Source organism: Tenacibaculum dicentrarchi, assembly GCF_964036635.1.
GTDB lineage: Bacteria > Bacteroidota > Bacteroidia > Flavobacteriales > Flavobacteriaceae > Polaribacter > Polaribacter dicentrarchi.
This window is the reverse complement of sequence record NZ_OZ038524.1, coordinates 1,269,422-1,294,810: the sequence shown is the minus strand read 5'-3', so window position 1 is coordinate 1,294,810 and position 25,389 is coordinate 1,269,422. Positions and strand designations below refer to the sequence as shown.

20 protein-coding genes are annotated in these 25,389 nt (G+C 30.2%); 13 read left to right on the top strand and 7 right to left on the bottom strand.

Annotated elements, in window-relative coordinates; genetic code table 11:
• Positions 1-491: 491 nt before the first annotated feature.
• From ABNT14_RS05720 to ABNT14_RS05695, 6 genes are all read right to left on the bottom strand, one after another.
• The gene (locus tag ABNT14_RS05720) at positions 492-2,168 is read right to left on the bottom strand and encodes an RluA family pseudouridine synthase (protein ID WP_251009897.1); all 1,677 of its coding nucleotides are present in this window, start codon (positions 2,166-2,168) and stop codon (positions 492-494) included.
• A gap of 1,582 nt (positions 2,169-3,750) precedes the next feature.
• Complete coding sequence (locus ABNT14_RS05715; RefSeq protein ID WP_101903749.1) at positions 3,751-5,250, bottom strand: hypothetical protein; 1,500 nt, start codon at positions 5,248-5,250, stop codon at positions 3,751-3,753.
• A gap of 83 nt (positions 5,251-5,333) precedes the next feature.
• Positions 5,334-5,978 carry an SPOR domain-containing protein gene (locus ABNT14_RS05710; RefSeq protein WP_101903748.1) on the bottom strand — a complete coding sequence of 215 codons (645 nt, stop codon included), beginning with the start codon at positions 5,976-5,978 and terminating at the stop codon, positions 5,334-5,336.
• A gap of 60 nt (positions 5,979-6,038) precedes the next feature.
• Entirely contained in the window at positions 6,039-8,348 is a 2,310-nt protein-coding gene (locus ABNT14_RS05705) for an FdhF/YdeP family oxidoreductase (protein ID WP_101903747.1), read from the bottom strand.
• Positions 8,345-9,172: a formate dehydrogenase accessory sulfurtransferase FdhD gene (gene fdhD / locus ABNT14_RS05700; RefSeq protein WP_101903786.1), complete on the bottom strand. Its 828-nt coding sequence runs from the start codon at positions 9,170-9,172 to the stop codon at positions 8,345-8,347. Before fdhD ends, ABNT14_RS05705 begins: the two co-directional genes overlap by 4 nt.
• A gap of 36 nt (positions 9,173-9,208) precedes the next feature.
• Positions 9,209-10,390, bottom strand: coding sequence for a class I SAM-dependent methyltransferase (locus tag ABNT14_RS05695; protein WP_101903746.1), 1,182 nt, complete (start codon positions 10,388-10,390; stop codon positions 9,209-9,211).
• A gap of 132 nt (positions 10,391-10,522) precedes the next feature.
• Here ABNT14_RS05695 and ABNT14_RS05690 point away from each other — a divergent pair, with 132 nt between their 5' ends.
• Complete coding sequence (locus ABNT14_RS05690; RefSeq protein ID WP_101903745.1) at positions 10,523-11,413, top strand: outer membrane beta-barrel protein; 891 nt, start codon at positions 10,523-10,525, stop codon at positions 11,411-11,413.
• Positions 11,414-11,656: 243 nt separating this feature from the next.
• Here the strand turns inward: ABNT14_RS05690 and prmC are convergent, their stop codons facing one another.
• Positions 11,657-12,559 (bottom strand): peptide chain release factor N(5)-glutamine methyltransferase, encoded by a 903-nt coding sequence (prmC, locus tag ABNT14_RS05685; RefSeq protein WP_101903744.1) that lies wholly within the window; start codon positions 12,557-12,559, stop codon positions 11,657-11,659.
• A 187-nt stretch (positions 12,560-12,746) separates the two neighbouring features.
• Here prmC and ABNT14_RS05680 point away from each other — a divergent pair, with 187 nt between their 5' ends.
• From ABNT14_RS05680 to ABNT14_RS05625, 12 genes are all read left to right on the top strand, one after another.
• On the top strand, positions 12,747-13,220 hold the full coding sequence (locus ABNT14_RS05680; RefSeq protein ID WP_101903743.1) for an LEA type 2 family protein: 474 nt from the start codon (positions 12,747-12,749) through the stop codon (positions 13,218-13,220).
• Between the two features lie 56 nt (positions 13,221-13,276).
• Positions 13,277-14,419, top strand: a complete 1,143-nt coding sequence (gene ribD, locus ABNT14_RS05675; protein WP_101903785.1) for a bifunctional diaminohydroxyphosphoribosylaminopyrimidine deaminase/5-amino-6-(5-phosphoribosylamino)uracil reductase RibD — start codon at positions 13,277-13,279, stop codon at positions 14,417-14,419.
• Between the two features lie 24 nt (positions 14,420-14,443).
• On the top strand, positions 14,444-15,070 hold the full coding sequence (locus tag ABNT14_RS05670; RefSeq protein WP_101903742.1) for an HAD-IA family hydrolase: 627 nt from the start codon (positions 14,444-14,446) through the stop codon (positions 15,068-15,070).
• 49 nt (positions 15,071-15,119) lie between these two features.
• Positions 15,120-16,037, top strand: coding sequence for an EamA family transporter (locus tag ABNT14_RS05665; RefSeq protein ID WP_101903741.1), 918 nt, complete (start codon positions 15,120-15,122; stop codon positions 16,035-16,037).
• A gap of 52 nt (positions 16,038-16,089) precedes the next feature.
• On the top strand, positions 16,090-16,740 hold the full coding sequence (locus tag ABNT14_RS05660) for an IMPACT family protein (RefSeq protein ID WP_234985015.1): 651 nt from the start codon (positions 16,090-16,092) through the stop codon (positions 16,738-16,740).
• Between the two features lie 36 nt (positions 16,741-16,776).
• A complete protein-coding gene (locus ABNT14_RS05655; RefSeq protein ID WP_101903740.1) occupies positions 16,777-17,322 on the top strand; it encodes a hypothetical protein in 546 nt (181 codons plus the stop codon).
• 468 nt (positions 17,323-17,790) lie between these two features.
• Positions 17,791-19,566, top strand: a complete 1,776-nt coding sequence (rpsA, locus tag ABNT14_RS05650; RefSeq protein ID WP_101903739.1) for a 30S ribosomal protein S1 — start codon at positions 17,791-17,793, stop codon at positions 19,564-19,566.
• Positions 19,567-19,773: 207 nt separating this feature from the next.
• Positions 19,774-21,165 (top strand): phosphoglucosamine mutase, encoded by a 1,392-nt coding sequence (glmM, locus tag ABNT14_RS05645; protein ID WP_101903738.1) that lies wholly within the window; start codon positions 19,774-19,776, stop codon positions 21,163-21,165.
• Between the two features lie 53 nt (positions 21,166-21,218).
• On the top strand, positions 21,219-22,097 hold the full coding sequence (locus tag ABNT14_RS05640) for a hypothetical protein (protein ID WP_234985014.1): 879 nt from the start codon (positions 21,219-21,221) through the stop codon (positions 22,095-22,097).
• Positions 22,098-22,303: 206 nt separating this feature from the next.
• The gene (locus ABNT14_RS05635; RefSeq protein ID WP_101903737.1) at positions 22,304-23,770 is read left to right on the top strand and encodes an aminotransferase class V-fold PLP-dependent enzyme; all 1,467 of its coding nucleotides are present in this window, start codon (positions 22,304-22,306) and stop codon (positions 23,768-23,770) included.
• A gap of 42 nt (positions 23,771-23,812) precedes the next feature.
• Positions 23,813-24,862, top strand: coding sequence for a M14 family zinc carboxypeptidase (locus ABNT14_RS05630; protein WP_101903736.1), 1,050 nt, complete (start codon positions 23,813-23,815; stop codon positions 24,860-24,862).
• A 38-nt stretch (positions 24,863-24,900) separates the two neighbouring features.
• Entirely contained in the window at positions 24,901-25,380 is a 480-nt protein-coding gene (locus ABNT14_RS05625) for an Lrp/AsnC family transcriptional regulator (RefSeq protein ID WP_058885032.1), read from the top strand.
• Positions 25,381-25,389: the final 9 nt, after the last annotated feature.

Genomic DNA, 25,389 nt, shown 5'->3' with positions numbered 1-25,389 from the left:
AAATAAACAAAAATAAGGAAAAAAGAGTTTGTTTTTATACTATTATATAACAGGAGTAAGCATATAAATATTCATCAAACTTTGGTAAAAATAAATACACAAAAAAGCTTGCTTATTTAAAAAATATCTCAAAATAGCGTTTCTTGGTTTTTTAATACCACAGGGTCAATATTATTTAATATTGCTTTAATCACACCTATATTTAAATTTAATTTTAGTCAAAAATATTCAAAAAATGCGCTTTTTAGGTAATATAATATCGTTTTCAAGGTAAAATAGTATATTAAATATATGTAAGTTATTTTAATTTTTACGGAGAATTAATAGGTAATTTTTATCATTAAAAAAAATAAAATGCTATTTAAATTTCATAAAAAAAACATTTACAAAAAAAATGTGATTTAAACAGATATTTTAATTTTTAAATAGTATAGGGTCAATATTATTTATTTTTACCTAAATCATAGCTCTATTAAAGCCAATTTTTTTCCTTAAAAATCAGATTTTTTTGTAAAAAGCATTTTTTCTTTAGTTATTGGGTGTAAAAAAGCTAAAGTATCGGAATGTAAATACAATCGATCTGATTTTTTTCCATACAAATCATCACCAACAATAGGTATATTTAAGCCTGAACCATGAGATGCATGTACTCTTAATTGATGTGTTCTCCCTGAAATAGGGTAGAAGTGAATTTTTGTTTTCCCATTTTTTCGTTCTATAACTTCCCAGTTTGTTTTTGCTGGCTTACCATGCTCGTAACACACTAGTTGTCTAGGTCTATCATCTAAATCAACACGAAGCGGAAGCGTAATTGTTCCTGTATTTTCAGTAACAATTCCATCTAATAAAGCAGTATATCTTTTTTTAATTATTTTATTTATAAATTGACTTTGTAAAAATTTATGTGCTTCTTTGTTTTTTGCTAAAACCAATAAACCAGAGGTAGCCATATCTAAACGATGTACAATAATAGGTCCTGAAATATCTTTAACCTGTTGTTTTATTCTACTATATACCGAATCTTGAATATTAATACCTGGAACAGACAGGAAATCAGCAGGTTTACAAATAACAATTAACTGATCATCTTCAAAAATTACTTCAATTTCTTTACCAATTGCAGGATTTTCTAATAGAGGATTGGTATCCATTTCAATTCCTGACAACATATGCGATAAAATAGGTTTACATTTTCCTTGACAAGCCGGGTAAAATTGTTGGTGTTTTCTAATTTCTTTATTTGGTGATTTTCCCCACCAAAACTCAGCCATTGCAATAGGTTTTAAATCGTTTAAAAAAGCATATTGCAGTAATTTTGGGGCAGCACATTCACCAGAACCAGCAGGTAAATTATGTACAGAAGTCCCTGAAAATAATTCAGCTAAGTTTTGTTTTTCTTTTTTTTCGTTTAAAAATTGATATTGCTCAGAAATATACATTTGTAAACTATTTGATTTTGACTTACGTAGCGATTTTAAGGCTATTATCTGGTCTGTAAAAACCGACAATTTATCTTCTTTTGGTTTTAAAGTGTGTTCCCAATAGCGTTTTACGTTATTAAAAAAATGTTTCGCATCTAAACTTTCTTTACTTAATTCATTTTTAAAAAGAATAAAGTTTTCAGTAGACAATTCTTTAAAAGCTTTTTCTCTTCGTATAGCTCTCTCTCTTTTAGCTATCTTTAAAGTCTCTTTTTTTTTATTAATATCAGCTATAGCCTTATTTTTTGCTAATTTATTTTCAGATAATAATAAATTATAATCAATATTTGTTTCTAAAGATTCTATCTCAGAATTTATTGCTATTAAATTATTCTTCTCTTTTAAATAATAAGACTCTTCAGTAAGCATATCATAAACCGGCGGAACAAATTTTAGATGCGTATTTGTCTCTGCTAATTTCCCTGAAACAGCAGCGATATAACCGATTTCATTTTTTTTGTTTTTAACAACTAAAACCCCGAACATTTTACCAATAGGAAGTCCTTTTTCATTTGGGTTTAGTCCGAAATTATGTTCAAAATCGGTTTGTGTTTTTAAATAATGTATTATTTCTTTTGTAGCAATTTCACATAAGGGGTGTGGTTCGTAATAAAATGGAAAGGTAAATTTATTAGGAAGTTGTATATCGTTTATTGGGCTAGAAAAATATTGAAAGTGTGTGTTCAAAATAAGATAAACTGTTTTAAATAGATACAAATATACTTTTTTGATAATGTTTTTTAGGCTTATAATTAGATCAATTAAGTTTATTTTTCAAGATTCAAGATAGATTTCCTCCAAAAACAGGGGTAAGGGCTTTAATAAAAAGTCTTCAGATTATTTTTTATGATAAAAAAGTCAAATAAGTGTTTTGTTACTCTGATTTATTAGTAGAATTTTTAACCATCTATCACTAAAAAAATTAAAGAAATCGGTTTTTTCAAGAAAAAACAGGAGGAGTAAAAAGGAGGATAAAGGTGTTTGGTTAAAAAACTACACTATCATACATTTGTAACAGCTTAAATTAATGATTCATTCAGTATTAGTAGTTAGTAGTGCTGATTATATTTGTAAACTAATACAGTGTTAAGACATTATTAAGTTACATTAACATTGTAAACCAGTGTCTGTTAGATTATTTTAACTTTACGAAGCTGACTTTCTTACAAATGTAATCTAATTTGCATTACATTTGTACACGCTTACTTAGAGTGTTCCTGAAAAGAAGGGAGAGAGATGCTTATATAAACTTTAAACATCATAAACTTAGAACTAACTTAGTTAGAAAGAATTGTATTAACTACTACAAGACAAGTTACTCCAGTATCTTTTTTTAATAAGTGAGAATGATGTATATTAATTTTAGAATTAAGAAGCTTTTTATAATAACTAAAGAATTGCTATTGGGTTGGATTGTGTTAATTTACATTTATACATTACCAACTCCGTACTCCTAACCCTTAAATTTAATTACATTTGTTAACAAGTGCTTTTTAATAATTTATTTTACTTTTGTAACCAATAGAGTATCGAGGTTTCTATAAAAGACTAGTTATTCTATTTGAAAAGGATTATTATTTGAGAGTTGAGAGAGTCTTTAATTCAACAAGTAAAATAAGAGATTAATTGATATAATAGTTAAAGTAAATAAATACAAGAAGGAATCTGTTAAAGAAAATTTAGTTCAGTTTATCATCCTGATTTTTATAGTTATTTTAAAAACCGTGTAGATGTAGCCTGAAATAAAAAACTTATTAAATATAAGGAATAACGAGAATCTAACATTTAAAAAGTGGGGGAGTTTTATTTAAAATTGCTAAGATCCTCTGTTTAAAAATTAAAGAAAAACTTTTATTAGTTTTTTAGTTCGAGTGATTATTCTTCAAAAAAAATGTATTAACAAAAACTTTTTCAGCATGAAATTCATCAAATAAATAAAATCTTCGGATACCATTTTAATTTTAATTTATTTTAGGTCATTAAAATCACTCGAATTGAGATAAGCATCATTAAAAAAAAGCTAAAAAATTACGGTAAATATAGACTCCGAAACTAAAATAAATTCAGTTTTACAAGAAGTATAGTGTTTAAAAACTGGAGGGTATTACTTTAAAATTACTAATATTTAAGTAATTAATAAAAGAGAGGGGGTGTAGTATAAAACAGTATAAAAACAGCCATTATAAGTTTGAAAAATTTAATAGTGGCTGTTTATGTTCTGTTTTATTCTTTTAATAAGTGGTATTAATGAACATTTAATTCAATGAACTTAACGAAGGCTTAAAAATGAAAAATGGTAGTTAATTCCTAAATTAAAATAGGTATTACTTAGGTTTCCTCCACGAGCTTTTACATAACCTAAAGCTCCACGAACGTTTAATTTATCGGTTAACTTATAGTTAAGACCTATACTTGGTTTTACAATTAAACCCTGTCCTGTACTAATTCCACCACCACCACCAGCACCTGCTAAAAGCTGAGTAAATACCGATGTTGTATTCTTAAAAAAAGTAGTTGACTGAACTCCTACACCAACAATACCCTCCGCATAAGCACCTGCACCTCCAAAATCAGCAAATGAAGTTTGCCCGCCTACATACACGTATTTATTTAAGAATAGGTTAATTTGCAACGAAATTTGATGCATGTTTTGAGAAAACCCACCTTTATTATCTCTTTTAGCATTTGGATATAACTCATGTTTTAAAATTATTTCTAAGTCTTTGAATTTACCCGATGAAAATGTTTTTTCAGTAGATGAAATACCATCTTTATCAAGGTAGTATTTCAATCCAAAACCTAAGGTTGAAGAACTAAAATGAGCATCAGGGCTCATTAAAAAACCTTTATTAATAGATATATATGTATTATCAAATATTTTTTGCTCAATAGATAAATCAGGGTATATTAAAACCCCTCCTTTAGTATCAACACCACCGCCGCCACCAGCTCCAACACCAAATTTAGCTAAGATATTTGTACAGTTTTTATACAGACTTGCATGATAACCTGCCCCTATAAATACATCCATATATCCAGCTTTAATTCCGTGATAAGCACCATCAGCTTTTACAAAAAAGAACATATTTTTATTTAAATAAGAATTCAATTCAAAACCTGCTAATCGCATTTTTTTTCCTTTGTAACTTCCTTTTTTTACATCTAAATTATTTAAATGAACAAGCATTGAAATAGTTTTACTAGGGTTATTCCAATCGCTATTTTTAATTAAGGTATCAAGCTTAAAAGAGCCTTTATATTCTTCATTTTCTTTAAAATTAGTTGCTGTATAAAACAATAAAGGTATTTGAATAGCAACATTAAATTGCTGGCTTTTAATTGCTCCTTTATCAAAGAAATTAATAAAGCTATACCCGGCAGTTGTTGAAAAATACTTAAAATTATATCCTGCATTTAAGTGTGGTAAAATAAACGCACCACCACCATCAGGAGCTGACGCACCACCACCGCCACCAAAATGAAACCCAGCATCAATAAATAGTTTTTCGGTAATTTTTTGCTGTACACCAGCATTAACACCTAAGGTAAAAAAACCACCACGAATTCCGGTTACAGCACTATAAATACCAATACCAGCATAGCTCCAATCATTTATTTTTAAATTATAATGAATTCCTGTAAAGCCCATATTTTTTTCATTACCAGGCATTTTTATATCTAAAAAATCTAACTGACCAAAGGCTATTTGAGTTTCTTTTTGAGCTATTTTATTTTGGCTATTCTGCCCGTAAAAAAAATGAACACTCATAGTTAATAACACTATAAATGTTCGTTTAATAATTTTAATTAACATTAATTTATTGTTGTTTAATTGTCGGTAATACTATTTAATTAATCGTGTATTTTTTGACGTTTTCCATCAATATAAGAAGCTACAAAAGCATCTTTAAACCCAAGTTTTATCAATTCTTTTTTAAATCTTTTAGCTTCACTTAATGTAGTAAATAAGCCTAATGAATATTTAAAATAATCATCTTCAGAAGTGATTATTGCTGGTATTGTTTTAGAAGATAATAGAGGGAATTTTTTCTTATTATAAAAGACTCCTACCTGAACAGAATAGATTGTTTCACCAGTTGTATTATCCTTTACTTGACTAATAACTTCGTCTAAATTTTCTGAGCCTATTATCGAATTTGAACTTTCATTTTGAGTATTTTCTAAAGACATTGCTGCAATATTTGCGATATTAATACTGTCTAAAACACGTATATTTTCCTTATTTTTTATAGCTTCGATATCTGCTTCTGAAAAAGTAGGTGCTTGTGTAGCACTCGTGTAAAAATAATAACAAGCTCCTAATGATATCCCTAAAAGTAAACCTAATAAAATTGCTGTAATTCTAGATTTTTTCTGAAAAGAAGTAAGTTTTTCTTTCATTTCAGTTAATTCTTCCTCGGCTTTTTCTCTTTTTAACTTAGTATTATCTAAGTCTTCTTGCATTAATATAAGATTTTCTTCTTCTATGAAAGGCATAATTATAAATTGATTTATGTGGTTAATTAAAAATATTCTCGACTAAAATAAAATTCTTTTTTACTCTTGCTTTAGTATCGTAATAATCACTGTTTTAGAAGCTGGAGTGTGACTAATTCTTGCTTTACTTTTAAGCGGAACTAATACATTTGTTTCAGGAAAATAAGTAGCGGTACATTGTTTTGGAATACTATAAGGAACTACTAAAAAGCCCGAAGCACTTCTTTTTTCTCCTTGAAAATGACTTGTTAAATCTACTTTATCTAATTTTGATAATCCTTGAAATTTCATATCTTCAGGGTTCATAAAAATAATTCTTCGTTCATTTAAAACACCTCTATATCTATCATCTAAACCATAAATAGTTGTGTTATATTGATCGTGAGTTCGAATGGTCATCATCATAAATTGATTATCTTCTAACACAACATCCGAAGGTAAATTTGTAGAGAAGTTTGCTTTCCCTGTTAAAGTAGGAGCGTAGTTGTTATCTCTAGCATTGTTAGGTAAATAAAAACCTCCTTTTACACGAACTTTTTCGTTGTAATTATTAAAACCTGGAATGGTTGCTTCAATTTTATTACGGATTAAATCGTAATTTGAAACAAGTATTTCCCAATCAATTTTAGTATTTTTTAAGGTTGCTTTAGCTATACCAGCAACAATTGCAGGTTCGCTTAATAAATAATCGGAACTAGGTGATAAATGCCCGTTAGATTGATGCACAACTCCCATGGAATTTTCTACGGTAATAAATTGATCTCCAGTTTTTTGAATGTCTTTTTCAGAACGTCCTAAACAAGGAAGAATCAACGCTTTTTTTCCATGGATTAAATGACTTCTATTTAATTTTGTAGAAATTTGAACCGTTAAATTACAGTTTCTTAACGCTTGTGCAGTATATTCTGTATCAGGAGTTGCAGAGATAAAATTACCTCCCATTCCTACAAAAACACTTGCTTTTTTAGCATGCATTGCTTCAATAGCCGCTACAACATCATACCCATGTTTACGCGGTGCTTGAAATTGAAATTCTTTTTCTAGACTATCTAAAAAGCTATCTTTTGGCTTTTCCCAAATACCCATAGTTCGGTCGCCTTGTACGTTCGAATGCCCTCGAACAGGGCAAGTTCCTGCACCTTTTTTACCGATACTACCTTTTAAAAGCAGTAAGTTTACAACTTCACGAATATTATCAACACCATTTTTATGCTGTGTTAATCCCATTGCCCAACAGATAATTATCTTATCATTATTGATAATCATTTGAGCTGCTTCTTCAATTATTTCTAAAGATAAGCCCGTTTGAGGCAATAATTCGGCAATAGTATAAGTATCTAAATCGATTAAAAACTCCTCTAAACCATGCGTTTTTTCTTTTATAAATTGATGATTAAAAACGCCACCTTTTTCTTTTTCTTGAGTTTTCATCAACTTTAAGATGATTTTAAGCAAGGCAACATCACCATTTATTCTTACTTGAAGGAATAGATCTGTTAATACATCACCAGAACCTAACCATTTTAAAGGATTTTGAGGATCTACATATTTCATTAAACCAACCTCAGGAAGCGGATTTATGGTCATTATTTTACCACCATTATCCTTTGTTTGTTTTAAAGCACTAAGCATTCTTGGGTGATTTGTCCCGGGGTTTTGCCCAATTACAATTACTAAATCAGAATGTTTAAAATCATCTAATGTAACTGAACCTTTACCTATACCAAGTGTTTGAGAAAGTCCGCTTCCGCTACTTTCATGGCACATATTTGAACAGTCTGGCAGATTATTTGTTCCGAATTTTCGAACAAATAATTGATATAAAAAAGCCGCTTCATTACTTGTTCTTCCAGAGGTATAAAAAATAGCTTCATCAGGGTTTTCTAATTCATTTAGCTCATTTGCAATAAGTTTAAAAGCATTTTCCCATGAAATTTCTTCGTAATTATTGCTTCCTTCTCGTAAAACCATAGGATGTGTAATACGTCCACTTTTTCCTATATTATAATCTGACCATTCTGATAGTTCTTGAACTGTGTGTGTTGCAAAGAACATAGGAGAAACTCTATTTGTTGTAGCTTCTTCAGCAATTGCTTTGGCGCCATTTTCACAATATTCAGCTAAAAAGGCTCTTTTTTGATCAGGATCAGGCCATGCGCAACCAGGACAGTCAAAACCATCTAATTGGTTCATGTTTTTTAATAATTGAATCCCTTTTACAACTCCTGTTTCAGAAAAAACATGACTTAATGCCGATTTTATCGCCTTTGTACCTACGGCTTTTGTAGGGATTTCAATAAGCTTTATTCCTGTTAAATTTTCAGGAGGCTGTGCTTTTACAGTCTTTTCTTGTTGTTTTTGATTACTCATAAATTTATATGTTGAGGATTTGCGTAAACGGTCATTTTATCATTTCGACTAAAACCAATTAAACAAATACCAAATTCTTTAGCAAAATCGACTGCTAAAGAAGAACAGGCAGAAACAGCAATTATAATACGAATTTTCGCAAAAAAAGCTTTTGAAACAATTTCATACGAAACACGTCCGCTAACAAGCATATAACTTACTTGCTTTAGCTGTTGTTTTTGAATTAAATCGCCAATGCACTTATCAACTGCATTGTGCCTACCAATATCTTCTTTAATCGTTAGAATTTCTTTTTTATTATTAAACAATGCGCAAGCATGACTACCGCCTGTTTTTTTGAATAAAAATTGTAAATCAGTCATTTTTAAAAACATATCAAAAGTAATATTTATTACTGATGATTTAAGATTTATAACGTCTTTATTATTATTATGTTCAGTAGAAAGCGACTTTCCTTTAGTTTTTAAGTCTTTCAATTCTTTTTTTCCACAAATACCACAGGAAGAAACAGATAAAAGGGTACGTTTATTTAAATAGCCATTTCTTAGTTTATTCTTCGGAATTGTAACATTTAAAATAGTAGAGGCATCAGTATTGATTTCAACAGTATTGATTAATAAGTCCTCTTTGCTCTTGTAAATATCTTCTGCGTATAAAAGTCCTCTAATTAATTCTATATCATCACCAGGAGTTCTCATTACAACGGTATATGATTCATTATTAATATTAATTTGAAGCGCTGCTTCAACAACAAGTGTATCTGCAACTTTTAAAGCATTATTTTTTGATATTTTTATAGATTCGTAAACACTAATTTTTTTCATCATTAAAAGCAAAAGTACATAAAAAAGAGGTTTTTTTTATGCTGTTTTAGTACAATGAATTACAATTCGTTTATTACTGCTATTTGTTGTAAAAAATAAGTACACATCGCCACCATCTTTAATTTTGGTTTCGGTTCTTATTTGCGCTACAGTTTTTGGAAAATTTCGTGTAGTAATATTAGCCTTTAACATTGTTAATTCCTTTTTTATTTTTTTCTTATTATAAGGATAAACAGCTATTATTTTAAAAGTTCTACCAGGGAAATCAACAAGTATTTTTTCGGAAGTATATAGATGAGAATGTTGCTGCAATTTAGATATGTTATATGCTTTTGCTACTTCATTAAATCCTCCTGATTTTAAAATGGCACCATTAGGCTCATATAGGTAATCTAAAGGATTACTATAGGTTATTTCACAGCTCTTGTTCATGAAAAAAGAAAACTCCTTCTTTTTGTTAATGAGCAAGTTAACTGTCTTTACCTCAATTGATTGATTAGATTTTAAGTCTAATAAGAAAAGAAGCTCTTTTACTTCGTTATTAACAGCAACAACATGAATTTCTTTTACAAATTTCAATTCATTTAGCGTTGATTTTATATCAAGCATTGGTGAATTTTTAATTAAAATAGTATCAGATTTTGTAAATAAAAAATCAATGTTTTCAGGTACATTTGGCAAGCAATCTTTTAATAAAAAAACCTTTCCTTTAACATCATCTCTACGAGAAGGGTCTATATAAATACAATCGAATTTTTGTGTAGTTTCTTTTAAATAATCCAGGCCATTTTTAGCAATTGTTTGAATATTTTCTACCTCTAATTTCTGATAATTATACGCAACTATTTTCGAAAGCTCTTCGTTAATTTCAGTATGAATAACTCGCTTAAAGTATTTCGAAAAATAAAAAGTATCAACACCAAATCCACCAGTTATATCAATAAAGTTTTTACCTGAAACTAAGGTAGCTTTATAATTAGCTGTTTTTTCAGAAGAAGTTTGCTCAATACTAATTTTAGAAGGATAATAAATCTGATTTGTTAAAAACCAACTCGAAAGCTTGTTTTTTGATTTTTGTTTACTAATTATCTGATTTGATAATTCTTGTATTGTTATATTTTTAAACGGACTACCTTTTAAAATCAGTTTTGTAATATCTGATTGTAAGTTTTCGTTTATAAATTGCTGTACATTTTCATGTAAAATGTTATTATTCAATAAACTTTTAGGTTTTAATTTTTGTTTAAAAGATGCTAAAATAAAAAAAATAAGTATCTTTTTAATAAATATTGTTATTTATCCTTTTTATTTTTTATAGTTTTACCCTAACTAAATAAAAAACAAAAACACATGAAAAAAATTTTAGCAGCAGCAATTATAATGTTCGCTTCACTTTCAGCAAGTGCACAAGTTTACGTTTCAGCAAGTAGTGGATACTCTTTTAAGGCAGTTGAATCAAAAATGGGAACTAAAACAACTCTTAGCGGTGTAGAGAATACTTACGGAAGTTATGGAGAGGGAACACATACCCAGCTTAGAGCAGGTTATTTCTTTAATGACAAATGGGGAATTGAAGCAGCAGCAGGTTATTTACATGGCGCAGATCAAACAGCAATGCTTGTTGAGGTACCAGGACAACCTTATGTTGATGTAAAAGCTAGAGGTAGAGCTTTCGGTTTGTCTTTATCAACAGTATATAACATTACAGAGCATTTTTACGGACGTGCAGGAGTGTTAACTAAAATTGGTGGAAAAACAGAAGTTGTAGGAAATATTAAAACAGATATTAAAACAGCCTTATTAAACCCATTAGCTCCAGCAGGAGCAACAATTCCTTTAGAGATTGATTTTACTAGAGATTTTAAGGGTAGGTTTCCTTTAGGATTTATTGGTGCAATTGGTTATAAACATGAAATTCTTAAAAATTTATCAGTTTTTGCAGAAGCGGAATACTTAGGGATAAGCGTTACTAGAAATACGTCTGAAATAGGTGATTTTTCAGCAACTTTAAATGGTAACAATGTTTCTAGAGAGGAACTATTAAAAAAATTTGGAACAGGTTTAGGAGCATTATCGCCTTTAATTAATGATAAAATTTCTTACGAAGATTCATTAACTTTAGTTGAAAATGCACAAGCACAACAAAATCCTTTAGCGACAAAGCAATTATCACAAACGGTTCCTTATTCTTCTTGGGGATTTAACTTTGGATTTACTTATACTTTTAATAAAAGAAAATAAATAAGAATTTCTTAATTTTTTAAGCATATTAAAAAATTAATTTAAAATTTAAAACGAGTATCCTTAAAAAGATACTCGTTTTTTTATGTGATATCAAAGCTAAAAGCTAAATCTTATGGCAAATCAGGATGCGAAGCTGAAATAAATTTAGCTTGACAGAATTCGAGACGGAGATTCAGTCGATTTCGATTCAGTCAGACAGTTTTATTTAATTTAATGTTTTTGACAGACTCGAATTAAAAATTAAAAAAGACTTGCTTTTATCATTCTGTCGTTTCCTACAAAATCTTTTTTAAGTTCGATATTATTAAAACCTTTTTCAGTTAACATCGCTACAGTTTCTTTGGCTAAATATTGATTAATTTCAAAAAATAACAATCCATTTTTAGTTAAATGTAGTTTTGCTAAATCGGCAATTTTATTGTAGAAGATAAGAGGATTATCATCTGAAACAAACAACGCCAAATGCGGTTCGTTTTCTAACACATTATTTTTGATTTCTGCCTTTTCCAATTCTCGAACATAAGGCGGATTCGAAACAATAATATTAAAACAGATATCGCTTGAATTAGAAGAAGAAATGAAATTTAAATTTTCAGCTTTTAAAATATCTTGGGCGATAAAATTAATATCAACAGTATTTTGTTTTGCGTTTTCTTTGGCAATTTTTAAAGCTTCTTTAGAAACATCGATTGCCGAAATATCAAAATCAGTTAAATGCTTTTTTAAACTGATAGGAATGCAACCCGTTCCTGTGCCAATTTCTAAAATACTGCGGGGTTTTAAAACCTCATCGTGTTGTGAGTTTTTAATATCAGAAATTTCTTCTAAAATCCATTCGACTAATTCTTCAGTTTCTGGTCGAGGAATTAACGTGTTTTCATTCACTAAAAAAGGAAATCCATAAAATTCGGTATTTCCTAAAATATATTGAATCGGTTCTTGTTTTTTTAACCGTTGAATTGCGTTGTTAAATAAAACTTGTTTTGAATCGATAATTTCAAAATCAGCTTTCATCAATACATCTATTCGTTGAAAATCTAAATATTCTTCTATCAAGTAAAAGAAAAAAGTATCAATTTCCGTTTGCGGATAAATTTCAGCTAATTGCGTTATAAAATCAATTTTTAAATCGTGTAATTTCATTAAATTATTTTAAAGGATAAAAAGAGTAAAGAATCTTATTAAAAATGAAGATGCTTGGTTAGTTGGTTAGAGATAAACAAAGAGTAAAAAAAACCTCATCTTTATCAGAAACAAAATAAATTCTGCTTCGCAGATTCAATTAAAGCAAAGAAACTTATTTTTGTGAAATAATAAAAAGAAAATCAAAATGAATAAATTTATATTTTTCACGAGTATTGTAATAAGTAGTTTCTGTATTACAAGTTGTGCTATAAAAAAAAAGCCGCTGTTTTTAAAAATTGATGATATTAAAGTTCTTTCAGTTGCTTCGGATACTATTCGATTAAAAGCCAATGCTTTTTTTAAGAATCCAAATGATATTGGCGGAAAATTATCCACAGATAAAATTAAAGTATTGATAAACGAAACGCAATTAGCACATGTTTCATCAGAAGAATTTAAAGTACCAGCACGTAAAGAATTTGCAATTCCTTTAAAAGTAGCAATTTCAACGAAAGAAGTATTCCAAAACAATAAAAACGGAATTTTAGGCGGTTTATTAAATTCGCTATTGAATAAAAATGTAAAAGTGCAGTTTAAAGGTAATTTATGTTACAAGGTTTTAGGTTTTTCTCACATATATACTATCGATAAAACCGAAGAAATTAAAATCAACTTTTAACTTTTAAAACTTTTTATTAAATTTTGATACAGCAACAAAATAAAAACATCACAGAAATCACCGAAAACGAAAAATATATAAAACGCTGTTTACAGCTCGCTAAAAATGGTATTGGAACTGCACGCCCAAATCCGTCAGTTGGGGCAGTTATCGTTTATAAAAACGCTATTATAGGCGAGGGGTTTACAAGCGCCTATGGCGGAAATCATGCAGAGGTAAATGCTATAAATTCGGTAAAAGATAAAACGCTTTTAAAAGATGCGACTATTTATGTAACCCTAGAACCTTGTGCGCATTTTGGAAAAACACCGCCTTGCGCCGATTTAATTGTAAAACATCAAATTGCTAAGGTTGTTATCGGTTGTGTTGATACAAACAGTTTGGTTGCAGGAAAAGGCATCGAACGTTTGCAAAACGCAGGAATTAACGTAACCGTTGGCGTTTTAGAAGATGCCTGTAAAAAACATCATAAACGATTTTTTACGGTTCAGAATAAAAAACGACCTTATATTGTTTTGAAATGGGCAAAAACTGCCGATGGTTTTATCGCTCCGCTAAAAAGAAATGCACAGAAACCTGTTTGGATTTCTAATAGCTACTCACAACAATTGGTGCATAAAATACGAAGCCAAGAACAAGCAATTTTAGTAGGAACAAATACGGTTATTGCCGATAATCCGTCTTTAGATGTTCGCCATTGGGCTGGGAATAATCCTGTGCGAATTGTATTGGATAAAAATTTACGAATCCCGTTAAACGTAACTGTTTTTGATAAAAAAATAAAGACGCTTGTTTTAGTAGATAAAGCAACAAAAATAAATAAAGTAAAAGAGCAAGTTGAGGTTTTAGAAAAAACAACCTCATCAAAAGTCTTGTTAAAAGATAAAGAAGATAAGATTAAAGAAAAAATAGCATACGAATACGAGCAGATTGATTTTTCATCCCGCGTAGCGGAACAAATTTGTGAAGTCTTACAAAGACATCAAATTCAATCGGTTTTAATTGAAGGAGGAGCGCAAACGCTACAAACTTTTATTGATGCCAATTTATGGGATGAAGCACAGGTTTTTGTAGGCGAAACATCGTTTAAAAATGGGGTGGAAGCGCCTAGGTTATCCGCAGAAAAAATACTGCTAAAAAAACAAAACATCGCAAGCGATGTTTTGACGATTTTTGAAAATACACAAAAAACGCAATAAATACATTACATTATCATATAAAAAATGAATACCATAAAAAATATAATTTTCGATTTTGGTGATATTTTCATCAACCTAGACAAACAAGCAACACACAAAGAAATGGCGAAACTTGGGGTTACAAGTTTTTCTGAAGATATGATGCAAACATATTACCGTTATGAAATGGGATTAATTTCTACGGATGAGTTTATTGCTTTTTATCAAACGAAATTTCCACAGATAAGCCCTGCAGATTTGGTAAACGCTTGGAATGCTATTTTGTTAGATTTCCCGATTCGCAGATTGGCATTTTTAAAAGAATTAGCGGCATCAAAAAAATACCGCTTGTTTTTGTTAAGCAACACCAACGATTTGCATATTTCATGGATTCAAAATAATTGGGGTGCGGAATTGTATCAAGAGTTTAAAAACTGCTTTGAACAATTTTATTTATCGCATGAAATAAATTTTAGAAAACCAAACGCTAATATTTACGAGTTTGTGTTAAATGAAAATAATTTAATAGCTTCAGAAACGCTTTTTGTAGATGATTTAAAAGAAAATACCGATTCGGCTAAAAAATTAGGCATTAACGTTTGGAATTTAACGCCAGGTAAAGAAGATGTAGTTTCGTTATTAAGTTATCCTTTTGATGCGCCGCTCAAATAAATTCAGCATGACGTTAATCAGATTCTAATATATATTATCTAATAAAAAAATGATCTACCTTATTATCAGTATTTTAATTGCAAGTTCGTTATTTGTAATTTTCAAATTATTTTCAACTTTTAAAATAAACACCGCACAGGCAATTGTTGTCAATTATTTAATCGCATTTTTATTTGGGTTTTATAATTCAGAAACCAGCACAACTCTTTTGCAAATACCTCAGCAATCATGGTTTATTGGTGCGTTTATTTTAGGAATATTATTTATCGCAATATTTAATGTAATGGGAATTACCGCCCAAAAAAACGGCTTAGCCGTTGCCTCAGTAGCAGGGAAGATGTCTGTAACAATTCCGATTATTTTTGGCGTTTTTTTATACGATGAAAGTATTGGTTTTATCAAAATAATAGGTGTTTTATTAGCTTTAACATCAGTATATTTAGCATCGGCAAAAAGCGATACCGCTTCGGTGAATTTAAAAGACTTAAAATATCCGATTTTGTTGTTTTTAGGTTCAGGATGTATTGACACCTTGCTAAAGTATATGGAAATTTCCTATGTTTCTAAAAGTGCTATCCCGATGTTTTTAGCCACTATTTTTGGCTGTGCATTTATCTTCGGATGTTTTTTTATGGCTTTACAAGTTTTAAAAGCTTCAATTTTAGATAAAAAAATAAAAAGCATCCAAAGAAAACAAGAAACAGAACAAAAAGGGAAACAAATTATTAAAAATATTATTGGCGGAATTGTTTTAGGGATTCCGAATTATTATTCGATGGCATTTTTAATAAAAGCCTTAAAAACAGAAGGTTTAGAAAGTTCAACATTATTTACCATAAACAATGTATCGGTCGTTATTTTAACAACTATTTTCGCATTGCTATTCTTTAAAGAAAAACTCGTTAAAAAGAATTGGATAGGTATCGGATTGGCAGTTATTAGTATTTTAGTAGTCGCATCGGCATAATCTACAGACATTACAATACAAACAAAAAGAGAGTAAAGCAGCAGAAAATAATATGAGTGATATAAATAACACAGACCAAAATAAAATTAAAGATACCTATAAAACAATTGATGTTTTATCCGAAGAAACTCTTTTTAAAGATAGAAATAGTAAATTCTTCGGATATGCTTTTCCTGTGTCATCCGAAGAACAGGTTAAAGAAGCCATAGAGGGATTGCGAAAAAAACATCATACAGCACGTCATTTTTGTTACGCTTGGCAATTTGGAATTGAAGCCGAAAAAATGCGTTTTAGAGCAAACGATGACGGCGAGCCAAGTAATTCGGCAGGAATGCCAATTTATGGGCAGATTCAAGCTTTCGATGTAACAAACATATTAATTGTATCGGTGCGTTATTTTGGCGGAACAAAGCTAGGCGTAGGCGGATTAATAAACGCATACAGAACCTCAGCAAAAATTGCTTTAGAAGCTTCTGATATCAAAGAAAAAACAATCGATATTGATTATCAATTGAATTTCGGTTACGATATGATGAATAAAGTGCAACGTGTTGTTAAAGAACGAAATTTAAACATCACAGCGCAAAAACTAGAAATGGATTGTGAATATATAATATCGGTTCGTAAAAAAGACGCACAAATAGTTTTTGATATTTTTGATAATCTGTTTAAGGTTAATATTAAAAGAATGGATGAAGATTAAAAACTATATTAATAATTTAATAAATAAAAAACATATATGAAATTAAGAAAATCTTTAAGTTGCTTAGGATTAACATTACTATTAACCAGTTGTGGCGCTAATAAAACTAAAATCCATCATCTAACTCAAGCAGAAATAAAAACATACAGGAACGCTCAAAATTACACGGTAAAACTTCCCGAATCTTGGAAAGCAGTTCCCGATCATGATTTTGTAACATATACACCTAAAAATCTAGGCGCTATCTTTTATAAAAATACCGTTCGAATATTTAATATTACGCCTAAAAAAATAGGAAGCGAAAAAATAACACTTCAAAAAGTTACAGAAGATTATATTAATCATCATTTTACGCAAAAAGAAGTATCGCTCCAAGAAGTAACCAAACATCAAACTAGGTTTGGTACAACCTACGTACAGCACTATAAACACGATTGGAATTCGGTAGATTACGACACAATAAGATTCTTTTTTGAAGTAAAAGGAAGTTATTATACGTTTACGTATTCTTCCGAAGAAAAATATCAACAAAAATACCAAGCAGATGCCGATTTAATTTTCAAATCATTATCGTTTAAATAATAAAATAAACAACGGTATTACATTACGAGATTACATAAAAATTACGAAATTCGTAACTCACCTCGGAATGGTGTTTAAAAAATGATAATTAAAAGGTACTTAAAATAAGAATATCACAATAAACAAAAAGAAATAAAAACGTTTATTAATAGTTTCTTTCGATTTTTATTACTATCAGTCTTTAAACTGATAACTGTGTCTGTAGTTAATTAATGTAGAGTAGAAGGTAGAATAATGTAGAAATGATAAAAAACGTAACTTTTAGCTTCGTTTTTATGATAAATTAGCAAAACATTAAAGACATTAGCCCTTAATTATAGGTTTTTAAAATAAAACATCGTAAATTTGCACGCCTTTTTACGAGAACAGATTTAACAAAGGTAGCAAACAAATTTATATTTTAATTCTCTTTTATATTGGTATCGCTAAGAATCTGATCAATAGAAAGATACAAAAACTAGTTCAGACATGTCTGAAGAAAAAAACACAGCTGCTGAGGCAGTAACAGTAAACCCAGCAGAATTTTTAGCAACATTTAACTGGCATAAATACGAAGAAGGTATTGATGAAGTTGATGAATCTAAATTAAAAGAATTCGAAAAAGCGTTAGAAGGAACAGTAGGTTTCGTAAACGAACGTGATGTTATCGAAGGAACCGTTACAAGAATTACTGATAGAGATGCAATTATCGATATCAACTCTAAGTCAGAGGGAGTAATTTCTTTAAACGAATTCCGTTACAATCCAGGTTTAAAACTTGGTGACTCTGTTGAGGTATTAGTTGACAAAAGAGAAGATGCTTCTGGTCAATTAGTATTATCTCACAAAAAAGCACGTGTTATTAAAGCATGGGAACGTGTTAATAATGCACATGAAACTGGTGAAATCGTTAACGGTTTTGTTAAGTGTAGAACTCGTGGAGGTATGATCGTTGATGTATTTGGTATTGAAGCATTCTTACCAGGTTCTCAAATTGATGTGAAGCCTATTAGAGATTACGATCAGTATGTAGAGAAAACTATGGAATTCAAAGTTGTGAAAATCAACCACGAATTTAAAAACGTAGTAGTATCGCATAAAGCATTAATTGAAGCTGATTTAGAAGATCAGAAGAAAGAAATCATCGGTCAATTAGAAAAAGGACAAGTATTAGAAGGTGTTGTTAAAAACATTACTTCTTATGGTGTATTTGTTGATTTAGGTGGTGTTGATGGTTTAGTTCATATTACTGATTTATCTTGGTCTCGTATTAACCACCCGAATGAGGTTGTTGAATTAGATCAGAAATTAAATGTTGTAATTTTAGACTTTGATGATAACAAATCTAGAATTCAATTAGGATTAAAACAATTATCTTCTCACCCTTGGGAAGCTTTAAATACTGATTTAAAAGTTGGTGATAAAGTTAAAGGAAAAGTTGTTGTTTTAGCTGATTATGGTGCTTTTGTTGAGGTTGAAGAAGGTGTTGAAGGTTTAATTCACGTTTCTGAAATGTCTTGGTCTACTCACTTACGTTCTGCGCAAGATTTCGTAAAAGTTGGTGATGAGGTTGAAGCTCAAATTTTAACTTTAGACCGTGAAGACCGTAAAATGTCTCTTGGTATGAAGCAATTACATCCAGACCCTTGGACTGACATTACTACTAAGTACCCTGTAAACTCTAAGCATACTGGTACGGTACGTAACTATACTAACTTTGGTGTGTTTGTTGAATTAGAAGAAGGAATTGACGGATTAGTTTATATCTCTGATTTATCTTGGACTAAGAAAATTAAGCACCCATCTGATTTTGTTACTGTTGGTGATAAATTAGATGTTCAAGTATTAGAATTAGATGTTGAAAACCGTAAGTTAAACTTAGGTCATAAGCAAACTCAAGATAATCCTTGGGATGCTCATGAAGCTACGTATTCTATAGGTTCTACTCACGAAGGTTCTATCAAGGAAAAGAATGATAAAGGTGCAACTGTAGTATTTGCAGATGGTATTGAAGCATTCGCTCCAACTCGTTTCTTAGAAAAAGAAGACGGTTCTAAATTAGAAAAAGGTGATGCTGTAAAGTTCATCGTTACTGAATTTAGTAAAGAATACAGAAGAATTGTTGTTTCTCATACTTCTCTTTTCAAAGAAGAAGAAAAGAAAAACATCAAGGCTGCTGCTAAAAAAGCTGCTGATGTAGAAAAAACTACTTTAGGAGATATTGGTGGATTAGCTGAATTAAAAAGAAAAATGGAAGGGAAATAATATTTCTTTATCATTATAAATTTTTAAATCTTAAAACCGTTACGCAAGTAGCGGTTTTTTTTGTGCTTATATTTTTAAAATAAAAAGCAGACTAGACACCAAGACCTCACAGGTTTTTAAAACCTGTGAGGTCTAAATCATAGAAGGGTAAAAACATATTAATTTATGAAATTACCATTATATTTGTAATGAAATTAAAAAAGTACTATGACACTTATAAAATCAATATCAGGAATTAGAGGAACAATAGGAGGAAAGCCTAGCGAAAACCTTACCCCATTAGATGCTGTTAAATTTGCAGCAGCTTACGGTGCTTTTATCATCAAAAGAAATCCGACAGCTAAAAAAATTAAAGTTGTTATTGGTAGAGATGCGCGTATCTCTGGTAAAATGATTAGCAACTTAGTAGCAAACACGTTAGTTGGACTAGGAATTAATGTAATTGATTTAGGTTTATCTACAACACCAACTGTTGAAATTGCTGTTCCTTTAGAAAAAGCACACGGAGGAATTATCTTAACAGCTTCTCATAATCCGAAGCAATGGAATGCCTTAAAACTATTAAATGAAAAAGGAGAGTTTTTAAACGGCGCAGATGGAGAAGAAATTTTAGCTTTAGCAGATAGTGAAGATTTTACGTTCGCTGAGGTTGATGAATTAGGTACTTACAAAAAGAATAAGCGTTATTTAAAGAAACACATTAAAGAAGTATTAAACTTAGATTTAGTCGATGTAAAAGCCATTAAAAAAGCAAAATTCAAAGTTGTTGTTGATGGTGTTAATTCTACTGGAGGAATTTTTATTCCTGCTTTATTAAAAGAATTAGGTGTTAAATGTATTGAGTTATATTGTGAGCCAAATGGTAAATTCCCTCATAACCCTGAACCTTTAAAAGAGAACTTAACAGATATATCTAAATTAGTAGTTAAAAAGAAAGCCGATTTAGGAATTGTTGTTGACCCTGATGTTGATCGTTTAGCTTTAATATCAGAAGATGGTTCTATGTTTGGTGAAGAATATACGTTAGTTGCTTGTGCAGATTACGTTTTAGGTAAATTAAAAGGAGGGAACACGGTTTCTAATTTATCATCATCAAGAGCATTGCGTGATGTTACTGAAAAACATGGCGGAACTTACACAGCATCTGCCGTAGGTGAAGTAAATGTAGTTCAAATGATGAAAGATACCGATACAGTAATCGGTGGTGAAGGAAATGGTGGAATTATTTATCCTGCTTCGCATTATGGTAGAGATTCTTTAGTTGGTGTTGCTTTGTTTTTATCGCATTTAGCGAAAAAGAAAATATCTTGTTCAGCATTAAGAGATTCGTATCCAAGTTATTTTATGAGTAAAAACAAAATACAATTAACGCCACAAATTGATGTTGATGAGGTTTTATCAAAAATGACTTTAAAGTATCAAAATGAAGATGTAAATACTATTGACGGTGTAAAAATTGATTTTGAAAACGAATGGGTACATTTACGTAAATCGAATACAGAACCAATTATCCGAATTTACACAGAAAGTAATAGCCAAGAAAATGCGGATGTACTTGCTGAAAGATTCATTACAGAAATTCAAGAAATTATCAAATAATTTTAAGAATTTAAGAAATAAGAAAACAACACATATAAATATAAATAATCAAGTTGAAATTAAGAACAATTAGTTTAAGTTTATTAATGATGGCGGTAACCGCATCATCAGTAATAGGACAGGAGCAAAGTAAGCAAGAAAATAGAGAAGATGATAATTTTATCATTCAAAAAAAGAAAGTAACCAATAAAGGAAAGTTTTTCGCTTATTGGGGATGGAACTGGGCAAGTTACACCGATTCTGATATTCATTTTAAAGGCGATAATTATGACTTCACCTTATCAAACGTAAAAGCACAGGATAGGCAAACAAAATTCTCTTTTAACAAGTATTTTAATCCTGGTAACGTTACAATTCCGCAAACAAATTATAGAATCGGGTATTTCTTTAAAGAGAATTACACGGTTTCTATCGGAGTGGATCACATGAAATATGTGATGATTGATGATCAAAGTGTGAAAATCAATGGAAATATTAATGATGGAAACGCAAAATATGACGAAACCTACAATAATGAAACTATTAATTTAGCAGAAGATTTTCTACGTTTCGAACATACAGACGGTTTGAATTACGTAAACGTAGAATTAAAACGTTTCGACGATGTAAGTCATTGGTTTGGCTTGAATCTTGAAAACTTACAGATTAACCTAACAGAAGGTGTTGGAATGGGAATTTTATATCCAAAGACAAATTCAAAATTATTAGGGAAAGATAGAAATGATTCTTTTCATTTAGCAGGATACGGAGCTTCTGTTGTAGCAGGTGTAAATATCTCCTTCTTAAAACACTTTTATGTGCAAGCAGATTTAAAAGGAGGACATATTTATATGCCTGATGTTAAAACAACTTCAAATTCTTCTGATAGTGCTTCGCAAAATTTCTTTTTTTTACAGAAAACTATTTTAATAGGAGGAAAGTTTAGATTGTAAAAATTTGTAATGTAAAAAATGTAAACCACTGCTAAAAACAGTGGTTTTTTCTTTTATAAAATATATTATTTTTAACAAAAGTTAGAAAAAAGTTAATTCTATATAATTTTTAGGTTCTTTTGATGTAAAAAATTAAATTTATATTTTATAGGACTTTTTTTCACATGATAATATGTAAAAAAACACTATCTAATTTATGTAAATTTATGAGTTTAGAAAACTACTTCAGGCAATTTAAAAATAATATTGTAGGAATTAATCAAACCTACGAATCGCCTTACGGAATACAAAAAATGATTTATGCCGATTGGACAGCCAGTGGGCGTTTATATTATCCGATAGAAAAACAACTTTTAAATACTTTTGGTCCTTTTGTTGCCAATACACACACTGAAACTTCAACAGCAGGGGCTGCAATGACTTTAGCCTATAACGAAGCTCGAAATATTATTAAAAAACATGTAAATGCCTCTGAGGATGATGTTTTAATTACCGAAGGTTCAGGAATGACAGGAGTTGTCAATAAATTTCAACGAATTTTAGGTTTAAAGGTTTCTGAAAACTTAAAGGAACATACGCAAATTCCTGACCAAAAACGCCCTATTGTTTTTGTAAGTCATATGGAGCATCATTCAAATCAAACTTCTTGGATAGAAACTATTGCTGAGGTAGTTGTTGTTCCTTGTAATGATCAGGGACTTATTTGTCTAGATATTTTTGAAGAAACAATTAAAAAATATGCCGACAGACCCATTAAAATAGCTTCCATTATTGCGGGGTCAAACGTAACAGGAATTAAAACCGAATATCATAAAGTAGCTTCTTTAATTCATAAATACGGCGGTTTATGTTTTGTTGATTTCGCTTGTTCTGCGCCTTATGTTGATATAGATATGCATCCGAAGAAAGAAGATGAGTATTTAGATGCTATTTTCTTTTCGCCTCATAAATTTTTAGGAGGTCCTGGAACTTCTGGCGTATTGATTTTTAATAAGAAATTGTATAAAAATATGATTCCTGATAATCCTGGTGGCGGAACGGTAAGTTACACAAATCCTTGGGGTGGACATGATTATTTTGATGATGTGGAAACTCGGGAAGATGGCGGAACTCCTGCTTTTTTACAAACCATTAAAATCGCGCTAGCTATAAAAGTAAAAGATAAAATGACTACGGATAAAATAAAACAGCGTGAAGACGCTATAAATCCTGTTATTTTTGAGTGTTTAGAGAGTTTAGAGGGGGTAAAAATATTAGCACCAAATCATAAAGACAGATTGAGTATTTTTTCTTTTTATTACGAAAAATACCATTTCAACTTGGTGGTAAAATTGTTAAATGACCGTTTTGGTATTCAAACAAGAGGAGGTTGCTCATGTGCAGGAACTTACGGGCATTTCTTATTAAATGTAAATCAAAATACGTCTAATAAAATTAAAGATCAAATTTTAGAAGGTTGTAATACTGATAAGCCTGGCTGGGTTCGTTTATCTATACATCCTACGGTTACTGATGATGAGGTGCAGTTTATCTGTGATTCATTAATCAGCTTGACCAATAATATTGAAGTATGGGCAAAAGAGTATCAGTATGATAGTCTTAAAAATGATTACACGCATATTTCTGCAAAATCAATAGAAAAAGAATTAATTGCTGATTGGTTTACTTTGTAGACTGTGACAATAATCTTGTAATAAAAAAACTGGAGCTTGAAAATGAATTTATTAAATACTGATTTTTTAGAAGAAAATTATTTAGCAACAATAAAACAACGTAAAATATCGGGCAGATACATTACTTTAAATGATATTGAGCCACTTTATGACGATTTAGACACTGCTATTGCATCGAAAAAAATAGGCGAATCGGAGCAAGGCAGGGCTATTTATCAATTAAAATTAGGTTCAGGAAAAATAAAAATACTTATTTGGAGTCAAATGCACGGAAATGAAAGTACTGGAACAAAAGCAGTGTTTGATTTCTTAAAGTATATAAAAGCCTATAAAAACACTGAAATTGTAAATTCAATTTTAAATAATTGCGATATTACAATTATTCCAATGCTAAATCCTGATGGGGCTGAGGCATATACGCGTGTAAATGCAAATGATGTAGATTTAAACAGGGATGCGGTAGCTTTAGAAGCCAAAGAAAGTAAATTGTTGCGTGAAATTTTAGATACTGTAAAGCCTCAATTTTGCTTTAACCTGCACGACCAACGAACCATTTTTGGTGTAGAAGGAACTAAAAACCCCGCAACAATTTCATTTTTAGCACCATCCGAAGAAATTACTCGTAAACTAACAAAAGGACGGGAGCAGACCATGAATGTAATTGTAGCAATGAATGCTTTATTGCAAAAATTAATCCCAAATCATATTGGGCGCTATACCGATGAATTTTATCCAACAGCGACGGGGGATAATTTTCAAAAATTAGGGCACAACACTATATTGATTGAAGCAGGGCATTATCCTGACGATTATGAGCGTGAAACGGTGCGTAAATACAATTTTTACGCGCTTTTACAGGGGATTTATCATGTAGCTACAGAAAAAAACTTTACATCACATTTAGATTACTTTTCTATTCCAAACAATATCAAGAACTTCTATGATGTTATTTATCGATCAGAAAAAAATAAAAAAGATGTGGCTTTTCAGTATGTAGAGAAAGTAGAAAACGGTAAATTTGCACTATCTTTAATGAAAGAAAAAGAAGGAGATTTATCTTCAAATATCGCACACAAAGAAGAATTACTTTAAAAAACTGTATTTTAGTGATACTATCAGAAAAAAAAAGAATGAAAAAGTTTGTACTAGATGAAATTGATCATCAAATTTTAGACATTTTAATCGAAAATGCCCGAACACCTTTTACCGACATTGCAAAGAAATTATTAGTATCGGCTGGTACTATTCATGTACGTGTTAAAAAAATGGAAGACGAAGGCATTATTCAAGGTTCAACATTATCCTTGAATTACGATAAAATGGGATACACCTTCATAGCACATGTTGGAGTATATTTAGAGAAGTCGTCTATGACGCAACACGTTTTAGAAAATTTACGCTTAATACCGAACGTAACAGTTGCTTATGTAACTGCGGGTAAATACAATATTTTTTGTAAGGTAAGAGCTAAAAGTACGAATGATGCTAAAGATATTATCTACAGAATAGATGATATTAATGGTGTTAATCGTACAGAAACAATGATTTCTCTAGAAGAAAGTATTAATGACAAAAAACGTTTAATGCACGCTATTTTTCAAGACATTTAAATTATAAAC

Coding starts and splice junctions, on each gene's coding strand:
- ABNT14_RS05715 (WP_101903749.1), bottom strand. CDS start 5,250: ATGAGTGTTCATTTTTTTTACGGGCAGAATAGCCAAAATAAAATAGCT.
- ABNT14_RS05710 (WP_101903748.1), bottom strand. CDS start 5,978: ATGCCTTTCATAGAAGAAGAAAATCTTATATTAATGCAAGAAGACTTA.
- ABNT14_RS05705 (WP_101903747.1), bottom strand. CDS start 8,348: ATGAGTAATCAAAAACAACAAGAAAAGACTGTAAAAGCACAGCCTCCT.
- fdhD (WP_101903786.1), bottom strand. CDS start 9,172: ATGAAAAAAATTAGTGTTTACGAATCTATAAAAATATCAAAAAATAAT.
- ABNT14_RS05690 (WP_101903745.1), top strand. CDS start 10,523: ATGAAAAAAATTTTAGCAGCAGCAATTATAATGTTCGCTTCACTTTCA.
- prmC (WP_101903744.1), bottom strand. CDS start 12,559: ATGAAATTACACGATTTAAAAATTGATTTTATAACGCAATTAGCTGAA.
- ABNT14_RS05680 (WP_101903743.1), top strand. CDS start 12,747: ATGAATAAATTTATATTTTTCACGAGTATTGTAATAAGTAGTTTCTGT.
- ABNT14_RS05670 (WP_101903742.1), top strand. CDS start 14,444: ATGAATACCATAAAAAATATAATTTTCGATTTTGGTGATATTTTCATC.
- ABNT14_RS05665 (WP_101903741.1), top strand. CDS start 15,120: ATGATCTACCTTATTATCAGTATTTTAATTGCAAGTTCGTTATTTGTA.
- ABNT14_RS05660 (WP_234985015.1), top strand. CDS start 16,090: ATGAGTGATATAAATAACACAGACCAAAATAAAATTAAAGATACCTAT.
- ABNT14_RS05655 (WP_101903740.1), top strand. CDS start 16,777: ATGAAATTAAGAAAATCTTTAAGTTGCTTAGGATTAACATTACTATTA.
- rpsA (WP_101903739.1), top strand. CDS start 17,791: ATGTCTGAAGAAAAAAACACAGCTGCTGAGGCAGTAACAGTAAACCCA.
- glmM (WP_101903738.1), top strand. CDS start 19,774: ATGACACTTATAAAATCAATATCAGGAATTAGAGGAACAATAGGAGGA.
- ABNT14_RS05635 (WP_101903737.1), top strand. CDS start 22,304: ATGAGTTTAGAAAACTACTTCAGGCAATTTAAAAATAATATTGTAGGA.
- ABNT14_RS05630 (WP_101903736.1), top strand. CDS start 23,813: ATGAATTTATTAAATACTGATTTTTTAGAAGAAAATTATTTAGCAACA.
- ABNT14_RS05625 (WP_058885032.1), top strand. CDS start 24,901: ATGAAAAAGTTTGTACTAGATGAAATTGATCATCAAATTTTAGACATT.